The sequence below is a fragment of the Arenibacter flavimaris genome, assembly GCF_030291335.1.
In the GTDB taxonomy this organism is placed as follows: Bacteria; Bacteroidota; Bacteroidia; order Flavobacteriales; family Flavobacteriaceae; genus Arenibacter.
On sequence record NZ_JASWIM010000036.1, the window covers coordinates 39,883 to 58,957 of the forward strand.

The 19,075-nt window shown below is 40.2% G+C and carries 12 protein-coding genes; 10 read left to right on the top strand and 2 right to left on the bottom strand.

Annotated elements, in window-relative coordinates; genetic code table 11:
- Positions 1–2: 2 nt before the first annotated feature.
- From QSE00_RS20945 to QSE00_RS20955, 3 genes are all read left to right on the top strand, one after another.
- On the top strand, positions 3–701 hold the full coding sequence (locus tag QSE00_RS20945; protein WP_215948156.1) for a hypothetical protein: 699 nt from the start codon (positions 3–5) through the stop codon (positions 699–701).
- Between the two features lie 415 nt (positions 702–1,116).
- Complete coding sequence (locus tag QSE00_RS20950) at positions 1,117–1,713, top strand: DUF6515 family protein (protein WP_286107372.1); 597 nt, start codon at positions 1,117–1,119, stop codon at positions 1,711–1,713.
- A gap of 344 nt (positions 1,714–2,057) precedes the next feature.
- Positions 2,058–4,085, top strand: a complete 2,028-nt coding sequence (locus QSE00_RS20955) for a M13 family metallopeptidase (RefSeq protein WP_286107373.1) — start codon at positions 2,058–2,060, stop codon at positions 4,083–4,085.
- Between the two features lie 158 nt (positions 4,086–4,243).
- Here QSE00_RS20955 and QSE00_RS20960 read toward each other — a convergent pair whose 3' ends face one another.
- Positions 4,244–6,271: an NADPH-dependent 2,4-dienoyl-CoA reductase gene (locus tag QSE00_RS20960; protein WP_286107374.1), complete on the bottom strand. Its 2,028-nt coding sequence runs from the start codon at positions 6,269–6,271 to the stop codon at positions 4,244–4,246.
- A 217-nt stretch (positions 6,272–6,488) separates the two neighbouring features.
- On the opposite strand from QSE00_RS20960, the gene QSE00_RS20965 reads away from it, so the two are divergent.
- Positions 6,489–7,076: a DUF6515 family protein gene (locus QSE00_RS20965; protein WP_110355222.1), complete on the top strand. Its 588-nt coding sequence runs from the start codon at positions 6,489–6,491 to the stop codon at positions 7,074–7,076.
- A gap of 426 nt (positions 7,077–7,502) precedes the next feature.
- Positions 7,503–9,707, top strand: coding sequence for a hypothetical protein (locus QSE00_RS20970; RefSeq protein ID WP_286107375.1), 2,205 nt, complete (start codon positions 7,503–7,505; stop codon positions 9,705–9,707).
- Positions 9,708–9,789: 82 nt separating this feature from the next.
- On the opposite strand, the gene QSE00_RS20975 is transcribed toward QSE00_RS20970, so the two are convergent.
- Positions 9,790–10,650 carry a sigma-70 family RNA polymerase sigma factor gene (locus QSE00_RS20975; protein WP_286107376.1) on the bottom strand — a complete coding sequence of 287 codons (861 nt, stop codon included), beginning with the start codon at positions 10,648–10,650 and terminating at the stop codon, positions 9,790–9,792.
- Positions 10,651–11,062: 412 nt separating this feature from the next.
- Here QSE00_RS20975 and QSE00_RS20980 point away from each other — a divergent pair, with 412 nt between their 5' ends.
- The 5 genes from QSE00_RS20980 to QSE00_RS21000 all read left to right on the top strand — a co-directional run bounded on the left by QSE00_RS20980 (position 11,063) and on the right by QSE00_RS21000 (position 19,009).
- Positions 11,063–11,710 carry a hypothetical protein gene (locus QSE00_RS20980; RefSeq protein ID WP_286107377.1) on the top strand — a complete coding sequence of 216 codons (648 nt, stop codon included), beginning with the start codon at positions 11,063–11,065 and terminating at the stop codon, positions 11,708–11,710.
- A 355-nt stretch (positions 11,711–12,065) separates the two neighbouring features.
- Entirely contained in the window at positions 12,066–12,623 is a 558-nt protein-coding gene (locus tag QSE00_RS20985; protein ID WP_110355226.1) for a porin family protein, read from the top strand.
- 1,377 nt (positions 12,624–14,000) lie between these two features.
- Entirely contained in the window at positions 14,001–16,124 is a 2,124-nt protein-coding gene (locus QSE00_RS20990; RefSeq protein ID WP_286107378.1) for a hypothetical protein, read from the top strand.
- A 172-nt stretch (positions 16,125–16,296) separates the two neighbouring features.
- On the top strand, positions 16,297–16,896 hold the full coding sequence (locus tag QSE00_RS20995) for a DUF6642 family protein (RefSeq protein WP_286107379.1): 600 nt from the start codon (positions 16,297–16,299) through the stop codon (positions 16,894–16,896).
- 226 nt (positions 16,897–17,122) lie between these two features.
- Entirely contained in the window at positions 17,123–19,009 is a 1,887-nt protein-coding gene (locus QSE00_RS21000) for a DUF4838 domain-containing protein (RefSeq protein ID WP_286107380.1), read from the top strand.
- The last annotated feature ends 66 nt before the right edge of the window (positions 19,010–19,075 follow it).

A 19,075-nucleotide genomic window follows, 5' to 3' on the forward strand; every position in this document is an offset into this window, starting at 1 on the left:
AAATGACAAAATCAATTATAATCAATGCGATTTTAGTTTTATCCTCTCTACTATTTTCCTGTAGCGGTGGCAGTGATAGTGCAAAAGAACCAATAGTCAAAGAAGTTAATCCTCCTACTAAGGCAATTGGAATTTTACCAGTAAACGGCGAGCCTTGTTCCGACTATGAAGCGGTTTCAGGGAACGACGCTCAAGTAAGTATTTCCTTTAGCTGGCAGGAAGCAGAATATGCCCAGAATTATGAATTGGTGGTGAACGAAGGTGGTAATGAGGTTTTTAGAAATATATTTAATGCATTGGTAGCTAAAGTGACACTGAATAGAGGCAAGGTATATACATGGAACATAATCTCAAAAAACAGCGACGGACAAACCAATAGTGATACCATGTCTTTTGCCGCTCCAGGTACTCCTGTAGGTAATTATGTGCCCTATGCGGCCGAAATTGCCATTATATTTGATGTTACCACCGCCGATCTTAATACCTCATGGATTGGCAAAGATGAGGATGGTGATGTTTTGACATATGATGTTGTGGTGAAGGAAGAGGGAGAGACCATTGCGGAATTTAATGATTTAACTGTTGACACACTGGATCCCATAGCAACTTCTCCAAATATGCTATATACCGTAGAAGTTATAAGTAAGGACGTTTCTGGGAATTATTCTATATCTGAATTCAGTGCCATATCTCCAGAATAGACGGGAAAGTATATCTAATTTGGATTTCCTAGGGGTAATCTCGTCTTGAGGTTCTTATCCAATAAATGGTATCTCCCTTAAAAAAATATTAAAAAGTTCTCATTACAAGGATTTACAAACTATTTCAGTTGGGAAGGGGAGGTCATGGTCGTTAAAACCACTGATCTTTTAGTTCATTAACCGGTAGCGGTAAGTGAACACTACCAACCAAACATTCTTGGTTTACAACTGGTAATACCCAACATTTACTAGTAGCCCTTTCCTTTAAATCTGTTAAATTCCAATATTCATAGTTAGAAATCCAGCCATTGTCTATTTGCTTTCATATTTCTATAGCGTACGTATACCTTTGGTTTATCAATACGTTGCAATGACTACGTATAACCAACAATTGGAACCCAAAACCTTAGAGATTATGAAAGCATTTATCAGAATATACAGTTTATCCGTTTTACTCGCCCTTGCGTTTGTAACACAAGCTTCCGGGCAATCCGTTGGTAACTCAACCCCTAAATCCAATAGGGATACCAAGTCAACCACGGTAAATAAAATGGTGTATAAAAGAGTTTCTAGCACTAAGGTCACTTATAAAAGGCCAATGCGAAAAGTAGTTTCGGTACGTTCAGTACCCCATAGAGAAGTCATTAAGTATAAAGGGCAGGACTTTTATTATGCCAACAACAAGTATTATATCCTATCCGGGGGAAGGTATACTGTTATTGCTCCTAAAATAGGATTCAGATTAAATAGCTTGCCCTCAGGTTATAAGCGACTTAATTATAATAATTACAACTATTATAACAGCCAAGGGGTATTTTATGTACAAATTAACAATTCCTATGAAGTGGTAGAGCCTGAAATAGGTACCGTAGTGTATGAACTTCCGGATGATTTTGAAAAAGTGGCTATAGATGGAATGGAATATTACGAATATGCCAGTATCCTGTATGGAAAAGTGCATGTAAATGGCATCAGGGCGTACGAAGTAGTAGGCTTTATAGAAATGGAATAATGAAGGTTAGATTGGTTGATTAGTGGGGAGGAGGGTAATTACTTGTTTAATTATCCTCCTTTTTTGTGTAGTATAGAGGTAAATATATTGGAATTTCATCGATCTCCTATTTTATAATCCCAAAGGTAAATACGGCAGCTTTAGGGATGGGTGAATATACCATGTAAAGATTGCTGAATCACTATATCCTAAAACGATAACTACTACATAATCCGGGAAAAGTTCTTCATCTATTTAAGTAAACCTGCTATTTATATTACTAAAATTTATTACCCACTATATCCGTTTCCTACCCATAAAATAACAGGAAAAACATATCTTAGAGCTAACAAAACAATTCTGCCATGAAAACACTGTTTTATGCCTCTTTGATTTTTTGGATGTGTATTTCCTGTAAAAATGAACCTTCCAATAAGAACGATCTTTTAACCGATAATAAGACATTTGTCTTTGATGGAATTACAGATTCCATAAGACCAGGGGATGACTTCTTTAATCATGTCAATAAAAAATGGATGGACACAGCGGTTATTGCGGAGGATCAGGTTGGGGTTGGGTCCTATCGATTTTTGAATATTCCCCAACAAGAACTGCTCAGGAATATTCTGCAGGAAGTATCCCAACAAGAACATACCAAAGGGAGTATAGAACAAATGGTGGGCGATTTTTATGCCTCTGGAATGGATACCCTTAGTATTGACGCCAGAGGAATTTCGCCTATACAACCCATAATGGATAAAATAGAGGCCATAAAGGATATTCTGGGTATGATGGACTTTGTAGCTACCCAGATCAAGTCCGGGGATTATTCCATGGTGGCGCCCTATGTTTCCCCTGATCAGGAGAATAGTTCCCTTAATATTCTACATGTTGCCCAGACCGGATTGGGCATGCCGGACCGGGATTATTATTTTCTGGAAGATGCTTCGGTAGAAGCTGTTCAGGAGGCCTATAAAACATATCTGACCTCACTTTTTAAGTTGGTAGGGGAGAAGGATGCCGAAGCCCGGGCAGCTATTGTCTATAATTTGGAAAAACAATTGGCCCAATCGCACAAGACGCGTACAGAGCGGAGGGTCATTAAAGAGAACTATCACAAAATGGCCCTTGACGAACTGGATCAAAAACAGCCCAATTTGGGTTGGAAGACGCTATTCTCAATTTTGGGTGCGGAGATCGACTCTTTGAATATCTCCCAACCAAAATATTATGACACTTTGAATAAACTGCTTACCAAGGTGCCAATGGACCATTGGAGAACGTACCTAAAAGCACATTCCTTGGATTCACACGCCAATATATTGAGTACACCCTTTAGGGATGCCGCATTTGAATATAGCAAAGCATTGTCGGGACAGGCGCAACAACAACCCAGGGCCAAGCAGATGGTACGCCGGGTAGATGATCAAATAGGCTTTGCCCTGGGACAATTATATGTAAAGCGTTACTTTAAGGAAGAGGCTAAAAAACGGGCCCTGGATCTGGTAAATAATTTTCAGGAAGTATTGGAGAAGCGTATCGATGCCTTGGATTGGATGGGCGATAGTACCAAGCTAAAAGCCAAGGAAAAACTTTATGCCATCAACAAAAAAATAGGCTATCCTGATGTATGGAGAACTTATGACGTGGTTATAGAGCGTGATAAGTTCTTTGAAAATGTGGTGGCCTTGCAACAAGATGACTATCATTACGAGCTAAAACAACTTAATAAGGCTCCCAACAGGGACGAGTGGCATACCACCCCCTCCACGGTAACGGCCTATTACAACCCATCGTTGAACGAAATTGTGTTTCCCGCCGGTATCCTCCAAGCCCCTTATTTTGATCTATATGCCGACGATGCTGTGAATTACGGTGGTATTGGAATGGTGATAGGTCACGAGTTTACGCATGCCTTTGACGATCAAGGGGCACAATATGACAAGGATGGCAATGTTGCCAATTGGTGGACCGAGGACGATTATACCAAGTTCAAGGCCAAAACTCAAAAGATCAGTGACCTTTATGCTGGCTTCACGGTTTTGGACAGTATCCATTTGAAGGGCGACTTAACGGTGGGTGAAAACGCGGCCGATAACGCAGGGATTGCCATTGCCTATGATGCGTTTAAGCTAACCCAACAGGGACAGGATTCCACCAAAATAGGAGGTTACACTCCGGACCAACGTTTTTTTCTTTCCATAGCCAATATATGGCGGGTAAAAATGCGCGAGGAATTCTTGCGCAATTATGTAATGAACGATCCGCACTCGCCACCTATCTGGCGTGTAAATGGCCCATTAATGAACTTTACACCGTTTTATGAGGCTTTTGATGTTAGGCCCGGGGATCGGAATTACAGACCTGAAGCTGAGCGGATCAAGATATGGTAAGTACAAAAAAAAGAAAGGTTGTGTAAATTTGTCCTTTGAATAGGATGGTCTGCATTATAGATATGAAATCGCTAAAGGAATATTGGATCAACGGATGGGGAGAGGGTTATGTGTATGGTAGGGATAATGTAGGACCACTGTTTAACTTATTTAACGTTTTAAATTAAAGCAGCCAACTTACTGGCTTGATCTATAGCACGTTTGGCATCCAATTCGGCTGCCACATCTGCCCCGCCAACCACATGTACTTTTATGCCTGTGGCTTCCAAGGGTTCCAATAACTCCTTAAGTGGCAATTGCCCGGCACAAATGATCACGTTATCTATCTCCAACACTTGCTGCACTTCATTGTGAACATAATGCAAACCTTCATCATCAATTTTGGTGTACTTCACCTGATTGATAAACTGTACTTTTTTATTCTTCAAGCTGCTTCTATGTATCCAACCAGTGGTTTTGCCAAGGCCACCACCAAATTTTCCCTTGCTGCGCTTCAACATAAAAATTTCCCTTGGAGAGGGCCTGACTTCGGCACTTATCCCTTCAATACCGCTACGGGCCTTCATGGTCTTGTCTATTCCCCATTCCTTCAACCATGCGTCAATGTTTAAAGCGGTGCTTTCACCCTCATGTGCCAAATACTCGGACACATCAAAACCAATTCCTCCTGCACCGATAACGGCAACGCGTTTTCCCACAGGCTTTTTTAATTTTAAAACGTCTATATAGCTCAATACTTTAGGGTGCTCTATTCCTTCAATTTTTGGAGTTCTTGGTACAATCCCGGTAGCCAATATAACCTCATCAAAATTTCCATTTTTTAAATCTTCGATTTCTACCCGCGTATTTAATTTTACAATTACCTGGTGCAATTCCAATTGTTTGTTGAAATACCGAATGGTTTCAAAGAATTCTTCCTTCCCGGGAATTTGTTTTGCCATGTTAAATTGCCCTCCTGTTTCCTTGTCGGCATCAAAAAGCGTCACCTCATGTCCGCGCTGTGCGGCAATGGTAGAGGCGGCCAAGCCTGCTGGACCTGCCCCTACCACCGCAATTTTCTTCTTTTTTTCGGCAGGTCGATAATTTAGTTCGGTTTCATGACACGCCCTCGGATTTACCAAGCAACTGGCAACTTTTTGGACAAAAACATGGTCCAAACAGGCTTGGTTACACCCAATACAGGTGTTTATTTCGTCCGCTCTATTGGCTTGCGCTTTGTTTACCCATTCGGGATCTGCCAAAAATGGCCGTGCCATGGAAACCATATCGGCGTGACCTTCGGCCAGTACCTTTTCGGCGGTTTCGGGCATGTTGATCCTGTTGGAAGTAATCAACGGAACGGAAAGTTCTTCCTTCATCTTTTTGGTCACCCAAGTAAAGGCAGCGCGTGGTACCGATGTGGCAATGGTGGGTATGCGTGCTTCATGCCAGCCAATTCCTGTATTGATAATTGTGGCACCGGCCTTTTCAATTTCCTTGCCCAAGGCTACAATTTCTTCCCAACTGCTTCCTTTTTCCACTAGATCCAACATGGATAAACGATAGATGATGATAAATTCCTCCCCTACGGCTTCCCGGGTCTGTTTTACCAGGGCTATGGGCAAGCGCATTCTGTTTTTATAGGATCCCCCATAATCGTCGGTACGGGTATTTGTTCTCTCAGCAATAAATTGGTTGATCAAATAGCCTTCAGATCCCATAATTTCCACACCATCATAGCCTGCCAATTTGGCTAATTTGGCAGAATTTACAAAATCGCGGATAGTACGATGAATACCGGACGGTTTTAGTTTAAAGGGCTTAAAGGGTGTGATGGGCGATTTGATCGCCGAAGGTGCCACCGCCAACGGGTGATATCCGTAACGTCCGGAATGTAAAATTTGCATACATATCTTGCCACCTTCCCTATGTACTGCGGAGGTTATAACCTTGTGGTGTTTTGCGTGTTTTTTGCTGCTCATCCGTGCCGAAAAGGGTGCCGTCCAGCCTTGCACGTTCGGTGCAATCCCTCCCGAAACAATCAGACCAACCCCACCTTTTGCCCGCTCGGCATAATAGGCCGCGATTTTTTCAAGGCCATTTTTTTTCTCTTCCAAGCCCGTGTGCATGGATCCCATTAGAATACGATTTTTAAGGGTTGTAAATCCCAAGTCCAAGGGCTCGAAAATATGTTTATACTCGGTCATTAGCCTATATTTTTTACTATGCATGCATAATAATCAACAAGGTACGGTTTTTTTGGGTTGCACTCAAATTTAACGGCAGGGGGTAGGGGGCAATCTTAGTTGGGTCTAGAAAAACATCATTTTGTCCAAAATCCATTTGTAGGATTAAACCAAAATTGAAAATTAAGGTCAAAGGAGTGTAAGTGGAATAAAGTTTAACCTTTTAAAATTATGACCTATGAAAACAAATAGCAAAACATATTTGGTCCTGTCCATATTACTTATCGGCTTTATGTACGTAGGTATGGCCCAAACCCGCACTCGAACAATTACCACCACCAAAACGACCAGAACGGTAACCAAAAAGACCCCAAATAGGGTGTCCAGCAAAAGAGTGGTGTATAGGACCCCTAAAAAGAAGGTCGTTTCTGTGAGAACCGTACCCAATAGAAGGATAGTGAAGTACAAAGGGCAAAATTACTACTATTCCAACAATAGGTTTTATACCTATTCTAGAGGGCGCTACATTGTAATAGCTCCCAAAATAGGATTTAGAATAAGTACTTTACCGGCCAATTATCGCAGGGTTCGTTTTAATAACCATGTCTACTTTACCGTGGGAGGTACTTTCTATACCCAGATCGGGAACGAATATGAAGTGGTTGAACCCGAAATAGGGACCATAGTCTATGAACTCCCTGACGATTATGAAAAAGTGACCATAGACGGGCAGACCTATTATGAGTTCGGCAATATCCTATATGAAAAGGTACAGGTAGATGGTACTAGGGCCTATGAAGTGGTTGGTATAGTGGATTTGGAATAGATAGCAGAAATAGCGGTCGATTAAAAAAAGCGTTTATCAATACATCGGTAAACGCTTTTTTGGGTTTGTAAAGGGAGGGGGTTATAAGGAGGGTGTGCTACCCCATCCTATTGAATGCATAGAATATTATCCCATTTATTGTCGGGTCTTTCATGGCCAAGGCAATTATTCAGTCTCTGAAAACCATCGTTCTTGGATAGTTGATTTTAGAATATGTATACCTATTTAACGGTATGCCTATGTGTTTTGAGGGAGCAACTTTGTCGGTCATTTTAAGAAACAGCTGGGATTTTGATGAAATTTTATTTTTAATTTTCAAATGTTAAAATTCAACAAGGTTAAAATACCATAGGTATTCATCAAGAATAGTGGTGCAACTTAGTTTGCATACATTTATTTTTATCGATTCTTCAATTGATATAAATTATGAAAAGATTATTCTTAGGTTTTTGTTTACTAGTAGGATTTGCAACCAAGGCACAAACGGTCACCGATAAGCCGTTTTTACAGGATAGTGCCGAAAAGTTTTCTTTGGAGGAGGGGCAAGGGAATATAAATTTGCTTCAAATTGCCAGTGATCGAAATAAGGCCATTAAAGTTCTTGGCAGCCAAGGCCTCATGCTCCCACATGAAAAAAGATTGCGGCAAGACGTACAGTACAGACCTTTGCTGGATATGGATATTGTGGCTTTGGCCGAGTACCAAGGTCAATTTGTATATTTAACGGATCAAGCGGTCCTAAGCAATGCCTGGGCCGGGAAGTTATACATAGACCATAATATAAAGAGTCCCAAGGCTATGGGCATAGGCCCCGATTTTTTGACCTTGATTGCAGGAGAAGGCGATTTTGCCCTTTTTAAGAACAATCAGGAAGTTTGGAGGGCTGCCATTAGTGGGCTACAACCCCTATCCGTTCAATATGACCCCAATTCCGGTCATTTTTTACTTTTAACAGCGGAAGGGCTATACCAGTTGGATAGTGTTTTAAAGACATCAAAAAAAGTGTTTAACGGCACTAATTTAACCGCCTTTGCTTTTCATGGAGATCGAATTGTTTTGGGGACTGCCAATGGAATACAGTATTTGGATCGCAAAACATATGCCTTAAATACCTTGGACGAAAAACTGCCATGGACCGAAATAACCAGTGTTAAAAATATACGTGAAAACCTGTGGTTCGGATCTACCAAAGGAGCCTTCAAACTGCGTGATGATGGTAAGTACGATTATTACGCTTCCAAGCGTTGGCTGGTAGACGATGAGGTGGTAGACTTGGCGGAAGGGCCCGATGGAAGTGTGCTGGTCTTGACCCAGGAAGGGATGGGCAAAATTAACTTCGTACCCATGACCCTGGCGCAAAAGGCGGAATATTTTCAGGAAATTCAGCGGTTGCGGCACATTCGCTACGGTTTTACTTCGGACTTGGCCATGAGAATACCTGGGGACCTTTCTACGGGCTACTTCCACGATACCGATAATGACGGACTCTGGACATCCATGTATTTGGCAGGGGAGTTGTTTAGATATGCGGTAACCAAGTCCGAAGATGCCAAACAGAATGCCTATGAAGCCTTTGAGGCCATGGAAAGGTTAACGGCACTTCCCGATTTAAAAGGCTTTCCGGCAAGGTCGTTTGAAAGGGACGGCTATGAAGTGGGACTTCATGCCAACGGATTTTCTGAAGAATGGAGGGAGCAATATGTAAAAGAAAACGGAAGGATATGGCAGTTATCCGAGGATGAACTTTGGCGATGGAAGTCGACCACCAGCAGCGATGAATCCTGTGGGCATTTTTTCGTGTACGCACTTTTTGCCGAGCTGGCACCCGATAAGGAATGGCGGGATAGGGCCATACATCAAATAAAAATTGAAATGGACCATATTATGGATAACGATTGGTACCTAAGGGATTGGAATGGAAAGCCCACCGCTTGGGGAAGATGGAATCCAGAATACGTAAACAGCTTTCCCATCAATGTGGGCGATCGCAGGCTGAATTCCACCCTAATACTGTCTTTCCTACAAACCGCCTATCATTTTACAAAGGACAAAAAATATAAAAAGGGAGCCGAAAAACTGATGAAAAAATACGGATATGATGATAATGCCAACAGACCGGCTACGGTTATTGGTTATGTGGAAGGGGAGGATTTAAGTGATAAATGGAACCATTCCGATGATGAAATGTATTTCTTGACGATGCCCGGATTTGTTAATTATTCCTTTACGGAAGAACAAAGGGAGGCACATTTCAATTCGGTGAAAAGTCATTGGGAAGTGGAACGCTCCGAAAAAAATCCTTTGTGGAATTATCTATTCGCATTGGCTGGGGGAGAAAATATAGATAGTGAAGAATCGGCCTGGTGGTTGCGGGAGTTTCCTATGGATTTGATCGATTGGAAAATTAACAACGACCACCGTAAGGACCTGACGAAAATAGCCCCTAATTTCCGAAGCCAGACCTATACCGAAGTGTTGCCGGGCGACGAGAGGACGCTGCATTTGCACAATGGGGCATATAGAAACAATGGCGGAAGTGACGGCAAACGGGAATATGCCCCCTATATCTATTTGTTGCCCTATTGGGCGGGCAGGTATGTTGATGCCATTAGTGCGCCCCAGGCCGAGTAAGGTAATAATAACCTCAACTTGGCCAAGGCGTCCAAGTGGGTAGGGGCCAGCTTGCCGACCAACATAGACGATTTATAGACTCTTATAAATATCCCTTTAAAATTTTGTTGCGGGATTTATTTTGTAAAATCCGTATGGCTTTTTCCCTAATCTGTCTTACACGTTCCCTGGTGATGTCAAAGATTTCACCGATTTCGGTCAGGCTCATTGGGGTTCGCTGTCCAATACCGTAATAAGGCCGTATAATTTCACTTTCCCTACTTGGAAGTGTTTTTAAGACTTGGTCAATATCCATTCTCAAGGAGTCTTTCATCATATTGGCATCTGGGCTGGTTGTTTCCTTGGATTTTATAACGTTGTATAGATTCGAAGATTCCCCTTCTGTGAAAGGTGCGTCCATGGACAAATGCTTTCCGGCATTTTTCATGGCAATTTTAACCTGATCTGGGCCCATGTCAAGTTCTCTGGCTATCTCGACGGCACTTGGGGGGCGCTGATACGTTTGTTCCAAGGAAGAGTACACCTTGTTTATTTTGCTGATTTCCCCAATCTTGTTCAATGGCAAACGCACCATACGCGATTGTTCGGACATCGCCTGCAATATGGATTGGCGTACCCACCATACCGCATAGGAAATAAATTTAAAGCCTCGGGTTTCGTCGAAACGTTTGGCCGCTTTTACCAATCCAATATTTCCTTCGTTGATCAGATCGGAAAGTCGTAAACCGTTTCCTTGGTATTGTTTTGCGGCCGAGACCACAAAACGTAAATTGGAATTGACTAACTTATTAAGGGCAATCTGATCTCCTTCACGTATTCTTCTGGCCAGATCCACCTCCTCCTCTGCGGTAATCAAATCAATTTTTGATATTTCTTGAAAGTACTTTTCTAAGGATTTAGTGTCTCTGTTCGTAATTTGTTTGGTGATCTTAAGTTGCCTCATATAGTTGTTTTAATTAATAATTATTTACTATAACCTACGCTTTTTATTGCATTAATCCTAGTAAAATTGTGTTTTATATAAATTTTATTCAATAAAATAACATAAAAACAGCTTTTTTTTAAATCATTTTTAATATATCAAGGTGTGTTAAGAGGAAACACTTATTCTAGGTGTCATATCTCTATTTCAGTAGGAGGGAGTGGAGCTTGGTTAAAGGCGCAAAATGGTTTTGGACACCTAATGTTTAAATAATAACTTTGGGAAAAGGGAACTCAAAAATTTGTTTGGTAGCGCATAACTCCATAAGCAAACCCGGATTCGGGGTGATAAGGGTTGTGACTGTTGGATAGAAATGCACGTTTTTTCAATGACACAAAAGCAACATGAACTAAAGTCGCTAATAAGGATAGCTATGGAACGCGATCGCCTTTTTAATATGCCCAAAAGTGCCTATACGGACTGGCTACATAAATACAATGGGACTGCAGAAGAGACCGAAACCTTGGCCAAAGTCTTTAAGAGAAATGATCTGACCTTTAAGGATCAGGCCCGGGATATTGAAGAAGATAATAGGGCATGGGCCATGCGTTTTTCCAACGAATCCACATTGAAGGATAAGTATCAAGATTTAGGGAGGAGACTTCATGAGTATTGTGAAAGTTATGGCTATCACCCAGACTTCAACGACCCCATTATGAACAATCCTAGATTTAAAGAACACTGTAAGCCCCTTATTCCTCGTATAGGGAATGTATTGCCTTGGACGATTGCCCCTGAAAACTTGGATAATGCCCGGATAGAGGTAGAGTACACCTTTATGCTCTCGAAGTTTATAACAACAATGGAGGGTAGAAAATTTTTTGGTATTAAGGAAAGGATTAAAGAAGACCTTATCATGGCAGTGGACAATGACAAGCAAATACGGGAGGAATATGACGATACACTTGCTGATCGCTTAATTCTGGGCCAGATGGATGAAGAAGCCATAGGTGCTTCAGTTTATGATATCCCATTTGCCAAATTAGCTTCCTATAATAAAGAGGCGACAAGGTATATTTAGGAAATTGCCTAAATAGGGGCATGTACTTTATACGGAAAGTTATATTAAATTCAATATACATTAGCCAATAGTCGCTATACGGCCTATCAACTTCGTGGTATTTGCCATCCCAACCTAAATTATGGGGACTAAAAGTTTTGTTGGGTAAATGTACCTATACCATTCAGTATATTCCCTTTGGTCCCCATTTTAAAACCGGATGGCCCGCTTCCGAACCTTTTGATTTTTATACCATTCCACTCCCAGTATTTTTAAGCACTTGTTAAAATTGGTTAAAAACGTTAAAGCGATAATAAAAACAAGGCTGGACATTAAAAAACATCTTCTTTTGTTTTCAACAATTAAAATTTAAAGCATGAAAAAATTATTACTTCTTACCGCATTGACCGTTTTTGGATGGGCAAATGTAAATGCCCAGGACATTCATCTTGGTGCCAAGGTCGGTATTAACTTTGCCTCAATTTATGGGGACAATACGGGAAGCCTCGATCCTATAACCAGCCTGGTTAATTTTGGTGTGGTGGCCGAAATGCCATTTAGCGATAAATTTTCTTTTCAACCAGAAATAATGTATTCCATTCAGGGCTATAGTATTGGCGAAGATGTAGTTGCCTTAAATTATCTGAACCTTCCATTAATGGGGAAATATTATCTAACAAAGGGCCTCAGTGTGGAAGCTGGTCCACAAATTGGGCTTTTGCTTTCCGGCAAATATGAAGATGTGGATGTAAAAGATGATTTTAAAACCGTTGATTTTGGTATAAATCTAGGGCTGGGGTATAAATTAAAAAACGGACTTCATTTTGGTGCGCGTTATGATTTGGGATTATCCAATATTAATAATGTAGATGGGAATTCGGATAAATTCAGGAATGCCGTCTTACAAGTCTCTGTGGGCTACTTCTTCTTTTAAGCAGTATCTTTTTAAATATAACCGGTATAAAATGGCCCTTTGGTTCGATTCAAAGAAACACTAGGGCCATTGTTTTTATAGGTAACCATGCTTTGGAACAAAACGATACCCAATATTTCTTTTAATTTCAACCATATATTTGTTGGCTCAATCCCCTTTATCAGCACTAGACCGGGAGGTGTTAATGAAGGATGTATGGGACCGCTTTAAATAGTGTAGCGCTTGTCCTCCTTCGGGTTCACAATCATTTTGCAGACTATATACCTCTTTTTCGTTGGGTCCGCCGGCATGGGGTAAGGAGGTATTGCAACACTAAGTACCCCTCCAAACAGTATCAAAATGGCCATATAATGGATAAAGTACAGTAATTATCGGTAGATACCCTTCACCAAGGGCTATTAAATGGATCAATCCCAAAAGTTGTGTGTGAATTACAAAAAAAATATAATTTACTATCTAAAGTTTGTATCCTGTTCATTTTTTGCATCGCCCAAAAAACGAACCAAAAAACGCTAGGCTGATTTTAAATTTCTTTAAATCTACGCACTTTCCACAGCCCCGGCGTCCAGGCCGCTTTCACTTGGGTGAAAAGCTCTATGGACGCCTTCCACCTTCTAATGTGAAAACCACTTGATTTAATACGAAATTGAAAATAGGCCGGTCCTTACGTTGCGTCAACCTTCATGTGGGGATAAGTCATTTTCCGTTATTAAATAACTTTGGGCATTGCCCTCAAGGTCCATTGTTTGGTCGTTCTTCTTCCGTCGTGGAGATGGCATGGCCGTTAAGAATTATTGAAGCCTTGGAAATAATTTAGGCCATGGCATCGGTCCTTAAAATCCAGAGATTTTAGGGACCACCTAGCGATCCAGAGATTTTAGGGACCACCTAGCGAAGAAGGGTCTTTTCTTTTGTTTCGTTTTCTTTGGACAAGCAAAGAAAATGAAAGAATAATTTAATCATTGGTTTTACTAAATTGCTCCTATTAATAAAAACTATTTATCAAAAAAAACACGACTGATCAAATTAATCCCTTTTTTTTATAAACACAAAAATTGCTTTTTTATCCTATTAAATTTTAACATTTTGCCTAGTTTTACCCAGACCAAAAACCAACCAAATGAAAAATGCCTTTTTTTGCACACTATTTATATTCCTTGCTTTTAGTTGTGGAGGTTCAGATGATGATCCTACAGAAGAACCCCTTGAAGATCCCGTTGCAGAGGAAGATGGTGTGTAGCCGATCCCGTAGACCCTACAGATAATTTTACGATTACCGAAGACGGCAATGTAAAACGCGATACCTATGTAATCTTACCTAATGACAGTAAGCTTAAGGCAGAGGATCTGACCGTATCATCCCTATTTTCCGATGATGTGATAAATGACAACCACAAATCCGAGATTGAATTGTTTAATGAAAGTTCATTTGAGCTATTGTTTGCAAAGGATAAGGAAGGGGAAATACTTATGCTTTCCTATGTAAACCCAATTAGTAAGGAGCCTTTGGTTATTACTGCGGAAACAACTGCTGTTGCCTTGGTCATGATGCATCCTTGGACGTTTGAGATGTCTGCAGAAACAAAGCTGGAAGCTGTAGACAAAATAAGGCAAACCCCAGGATTTGAAGAATTGAGGATTAGTGTTGAAGAACAAATTGCCACGGGTACCTTGGATGTAGCAAAGAATGAAGCCTTGTTCAACCTTTTGAACCAGTTTCAGACCAACCTTGCCGCTAAAGAGGAAGTTAATGTGGAACCGCTAAAATTCACCATGGAAGATGGAAAAGTAACGGTGCTGAATTACAGGAGCAGTGCTTCCTATGGCGTGGGAATCTACGACGGGAACGATGTTTTTATAGAACATAAGTTAAGTGCTGGTTTGAATAAGAGCAGGTATTTGGAAAGTGGTTTCTCCACGGGCGGGGAGACCGATAACCTTAAAGCAACATTCAATATTCCTTCGGATGGGCAATGGACAATGAAGGCTACTAGCGGCTTATCATTTGATGGTACTCTTCAAAATCAGCAAGCCGCCTTTTATAATACCGGCCAATTAACCTTGGGTGTCATAGGCATTTTCTCTGACAGGTTAAAAAAATTGATTAAAAATGCCGATTGTATTCTGTCGTTGGGCGGTAATGTATTTGACGGACAATCAGAATCCTCTCAAATATCCGATAGGCTCAAATTGTTCAAGGACGGGAAAATATCGGGGGCTTATTTGGCCTATGACGTATTTTTTTATGTTGCTGATAGGATTGCCAGTATTTTTTCGATTATCGAAGATTGCAGCGGGGTCAACACCGACAAGTATGGTGTAAACTTTAAAGGGCTTGGTAAGATTTTAAGTTTTTGGACCAATGTAAAAAGTGCCTTTGATACGGGTGCTCTATTTGGTGATTGGTTGCTTTATGATAAGGAAATAGAATTCTGTTTTATTAAGGATGGGGATGAATTAAGGGATTGTGTTTATCTAACGGTGAATGGCGACTTGGATTTTGGAGATATTGGTGTAAATAGAAAATCGCGGTATAAGGTAGAAATCCTTAATGAAACCGATAAGGAAATTACCTTGTATGGTGTCTATACGCAACCAGAAGAAGGTTCAACAGGGCAGTCGGAATTTTTCAGGGTGGAGTATCCAAGTGCTGGTGATTGGCCATTGACCATACCGCCCCAAGGATCTTTTGAAATGGAACTATCGTGCGCTCCTAAGGAAATACGGGAATATACCACGGAAGTATCCTTTTATATCAACCCCGACTTTGATGATGGCTTACATGGTCAGGATTCCAGTCTTAGAATGGAGGCGGTAGCCAACGCTATTATGAATAGGGTGAGTGTTACCCATAATTTACCTCAAACCTTACCAAAAAGTGAGGATGAGGTAAGCTTTGATGTAGCTATAACCAATAATTCTCCAGATGACCTGAAGCTGGCTTGGATCAGGGAGGAAATTGAGGAGGGTAGCCCCACAATAAGTAAAAGGCTTGAACCTCCCGTTGATTTTATTATTCCAAAGGATGGAACAAGAACAGTAACCATGAAGGCAGAAGCTGAATATGTTCATGCATATTCCGGAACATTCGTTGTAGAGTTTTTTCATGAAAACGGAACGGGGACTGGATGGTTACCACCCGAGGATATAGAAGGCAATACTGTTGTTTATAGGACTGACTCAACGGGAGATCCTGTAACCACCACAACCAATACCATTAATTTTGGAGAGATTAATACGGCAAGTTCCAAAAGTTCAGCTTTTTATTTATCTAAGGAAACCTTTGACCCTATAAATATTTCCATCTCCTTACCTAATGGATTCGATGTTGTAGGAGGGTCGCCCTTTTTAATGGATTCAGATTATATGAACATCCCAAAAAATGTTCAAATTAATTTTAGACCCACAGAAGAAAGACCCTACAATGGCAATATCGTAATCAGCAATGACTACAACAATTCTGAAATTATCATTCCTGTGAGCGGGACTGGTGTAAACTAGACAAAAATAAGTTGCTCAAATCAAATCTTAATCTAGATTCACAAATATTAAATAAAACAATAGACAAGTAATTTGTAAATGTGTGTGGAATGGGATTTTATATGAAAACGCTGAAAAACTTGAAGAGTTACAGTAATTTTGTGTTTAACATACTTTATACAATTTCAGAAACTTGCTAGAGAAAAGACAACAATTACCCCAAGAACAATTTATAGATGCAGATTATTTCATTTATTGTTTGGAAGGGGTTCAAGAAATAGAAACGGACAAGGTTACCGAAACACAGGAAAACCTGGGGCAATTGGCCATAAAGTATGGGGTAGCTAGCATATATAAAACATGCGACACCATTGAAGGATTGGAAGATAGCTTAAATGCATTGGTTTTGGACGACCATCATTTTAGGGATTATGAAATCATCTATTTGGTCATGTCCGGTGAGGCCAATAGTATTTGCCTAAATGGCTATTACTATAGTTTGCAGGAAATTGCTGAAATTTTTGAAGGAAGGTTAAAAGGAAAGATCTTGCACTTCTCAAATACTAAAATTCTGGATTTGGACGAAGAAGAAGCACAATATTTTTTGGATATCACTGGCGCAAAAGGTGTTTCTGGCTATGGTAATGAATTTAATGGAATAAGTAGCGCAAATCTTGATAAGGCATTCTTCAACTTATTTAAAGAAGATGATAATATGTTGGATGTGGTGGAAGAGTTGCACCAAAGACATTACAACGTATGCAAATTACTGGATTTTAGATTGTATTATTAGTGAAACTCAATTTTGAGAAGGCAGTAAGACGTACTGAAAATTGCAAGTTGAACTAATCCCGCCATTTTCGGCGGGATCTAGGTTCAATACCTCGACCCTTGATCCTAAAATTTTGCGACCGACCCAGGAGTTATTATCTCCGTGGGCCCCAGAATTCGTATATTTTAATATTCATGGTCTTTTGTTTTATAAATTGTTATTTTCATAAATCTAAATACATATTAAAATGAAAGAAAAGATGCAACCTACTTTCTTAAAAAGGGTGTTTTTTATATTATTAATGGGTTCTTTAATACAATGTTCACCAAAGGTAGCATCTTCATTTTCAGAAGAAGAATGGGATTCCCTACCCGCAGATGGACCAAATTTGTCCACTTTTAACGGGATTTTTTGCAGTTCTAACGCAACAGCATCAGAATTGTATGCTGCAACTGAATTTCAAAGGCTTTTTAGAGAATTTACAGGTAAAGAGTTGCCTATAGATAGTACCGAATCAAAGATTGGAAAAACCATTTTAATAGGCCCTAAAGCAGCTGTTAAAGTTGGTTTTAAGACAACAACGAAAAAGCTTGGTGAAGAAGGTTTTAATATCGATATCTCTAAGGATCAAATTGCTATTTATGGGGGGCAAGCCCGGGGTACTCTTTATGGTGTATATGAGTTTTTTGAAAAATATTGTGGTGTTCGGTTCTTGACCCATGATCATACTTTCTATCCACAGGAAGGGAAAAATGGGAATTTTAGGATCAAAGGGCGAAATTATAATTACGTTCCTCCTTTTGCTTTTCGTTCTTCCCATTATGGTGAAACACTCCAAAACCCTTCGTTTGCAGCTAAACTACGCACTAATTCGGTCAAAGGTGAAGAGAAATTTGGCGGTATTACGGGGTATATACGTGTAAGTCATAATGTATCTAATCTTGTTCCCCCTTCCATTTATGGCAAAGAACATCCAGAATACTATGCTTTGGTTAACGGAAGGAGAGAAGTTAGCATGCATGGCGGTGGACCACAATTATGTTTAACCAATAAAGACGTTCTGGACATTGTAACGGAGGCTACTTTGGAGGCCATTGAGAAAGATCCTACAAGAAAGAATTTTAACGTTGCACAAATGGATAATGGTAGTTACTGCACCTGCGAATCTTGTGCTGCTCTCGATGCTCAAGAGGAATCCCATGCGGGTACCATGATTTCTTTTGTCAATGCAGTTGCAGAGCGTGTTGAAAAAACGCATCCAGAGGTTTTAATTGGCACCTATGCTTACGAATACACGCGTAAGCCACCGAAAACAATACGTCCTAGAGACAATGTTATGCTCATGTTATGTAGTATTGAATGTTGTAATTTTCATGCGATTGACGATCCTACCTGTATTCTGAACGAAGAATTTAGTAAGGATATGGATGATTGGAACAAAATAGCCAAAAACATCTTTATTTGGAATTATAATGTCAATTTCAGGGCGTTTCTCCTCCCTTTTCCAAATTTACAAACCATTGGAAATAATGTGGAATATTTTGCAGACAATAGTGGTCGTGGCGTATTTATGCAGGCAGCCGGAAATGGTTTTTCTACGGAGTTAAGCGACTTACGAAATTATGTAATTTCGCGCTGTCTATGGAAACCTGGCCGCGATAGTTGGCAAGAAACAATCGACTTCTGTCGGATGCATTATAAGGAAGCCGCACAACCTATCATTGATTACTTAAGTTATTATCACAATTTGATTGAAAAAGAAAAGAGGCACCCCGGTCTTTTTTCTACTGAAGCACCTTTATGCTTAAATGCAGAAACAGTAGATCAAATAGATTCTTTTTTTAAGGAAGCATTATCATTGGCAAAATCGGAAGAGGTGCGTACGCGGGTAGAAAAGGCATCGTTATGTGTTTATCGGGCAAAATTGAGTGTAGCGACGATGAATCTTACCTATGAAAATGGCTATTGTAAGCCTTCTTTAAAGGAAGGCGATGAGGCTTTATTGGATACATATACTGATCTATGTGCAAAGTATAACGTAATAATGGATAATGAATATGTGAAAAATGAGACCTACCATTATAGGATTAAATCATGTAAGCCAACGGCGCAGTTTGATTTAATCCGCCGTTGAACTATGCGGTGTCGGTTTTGCGCTTATAATGCTATGGGGATTGAATCCGTTATATTTTATCCCAAG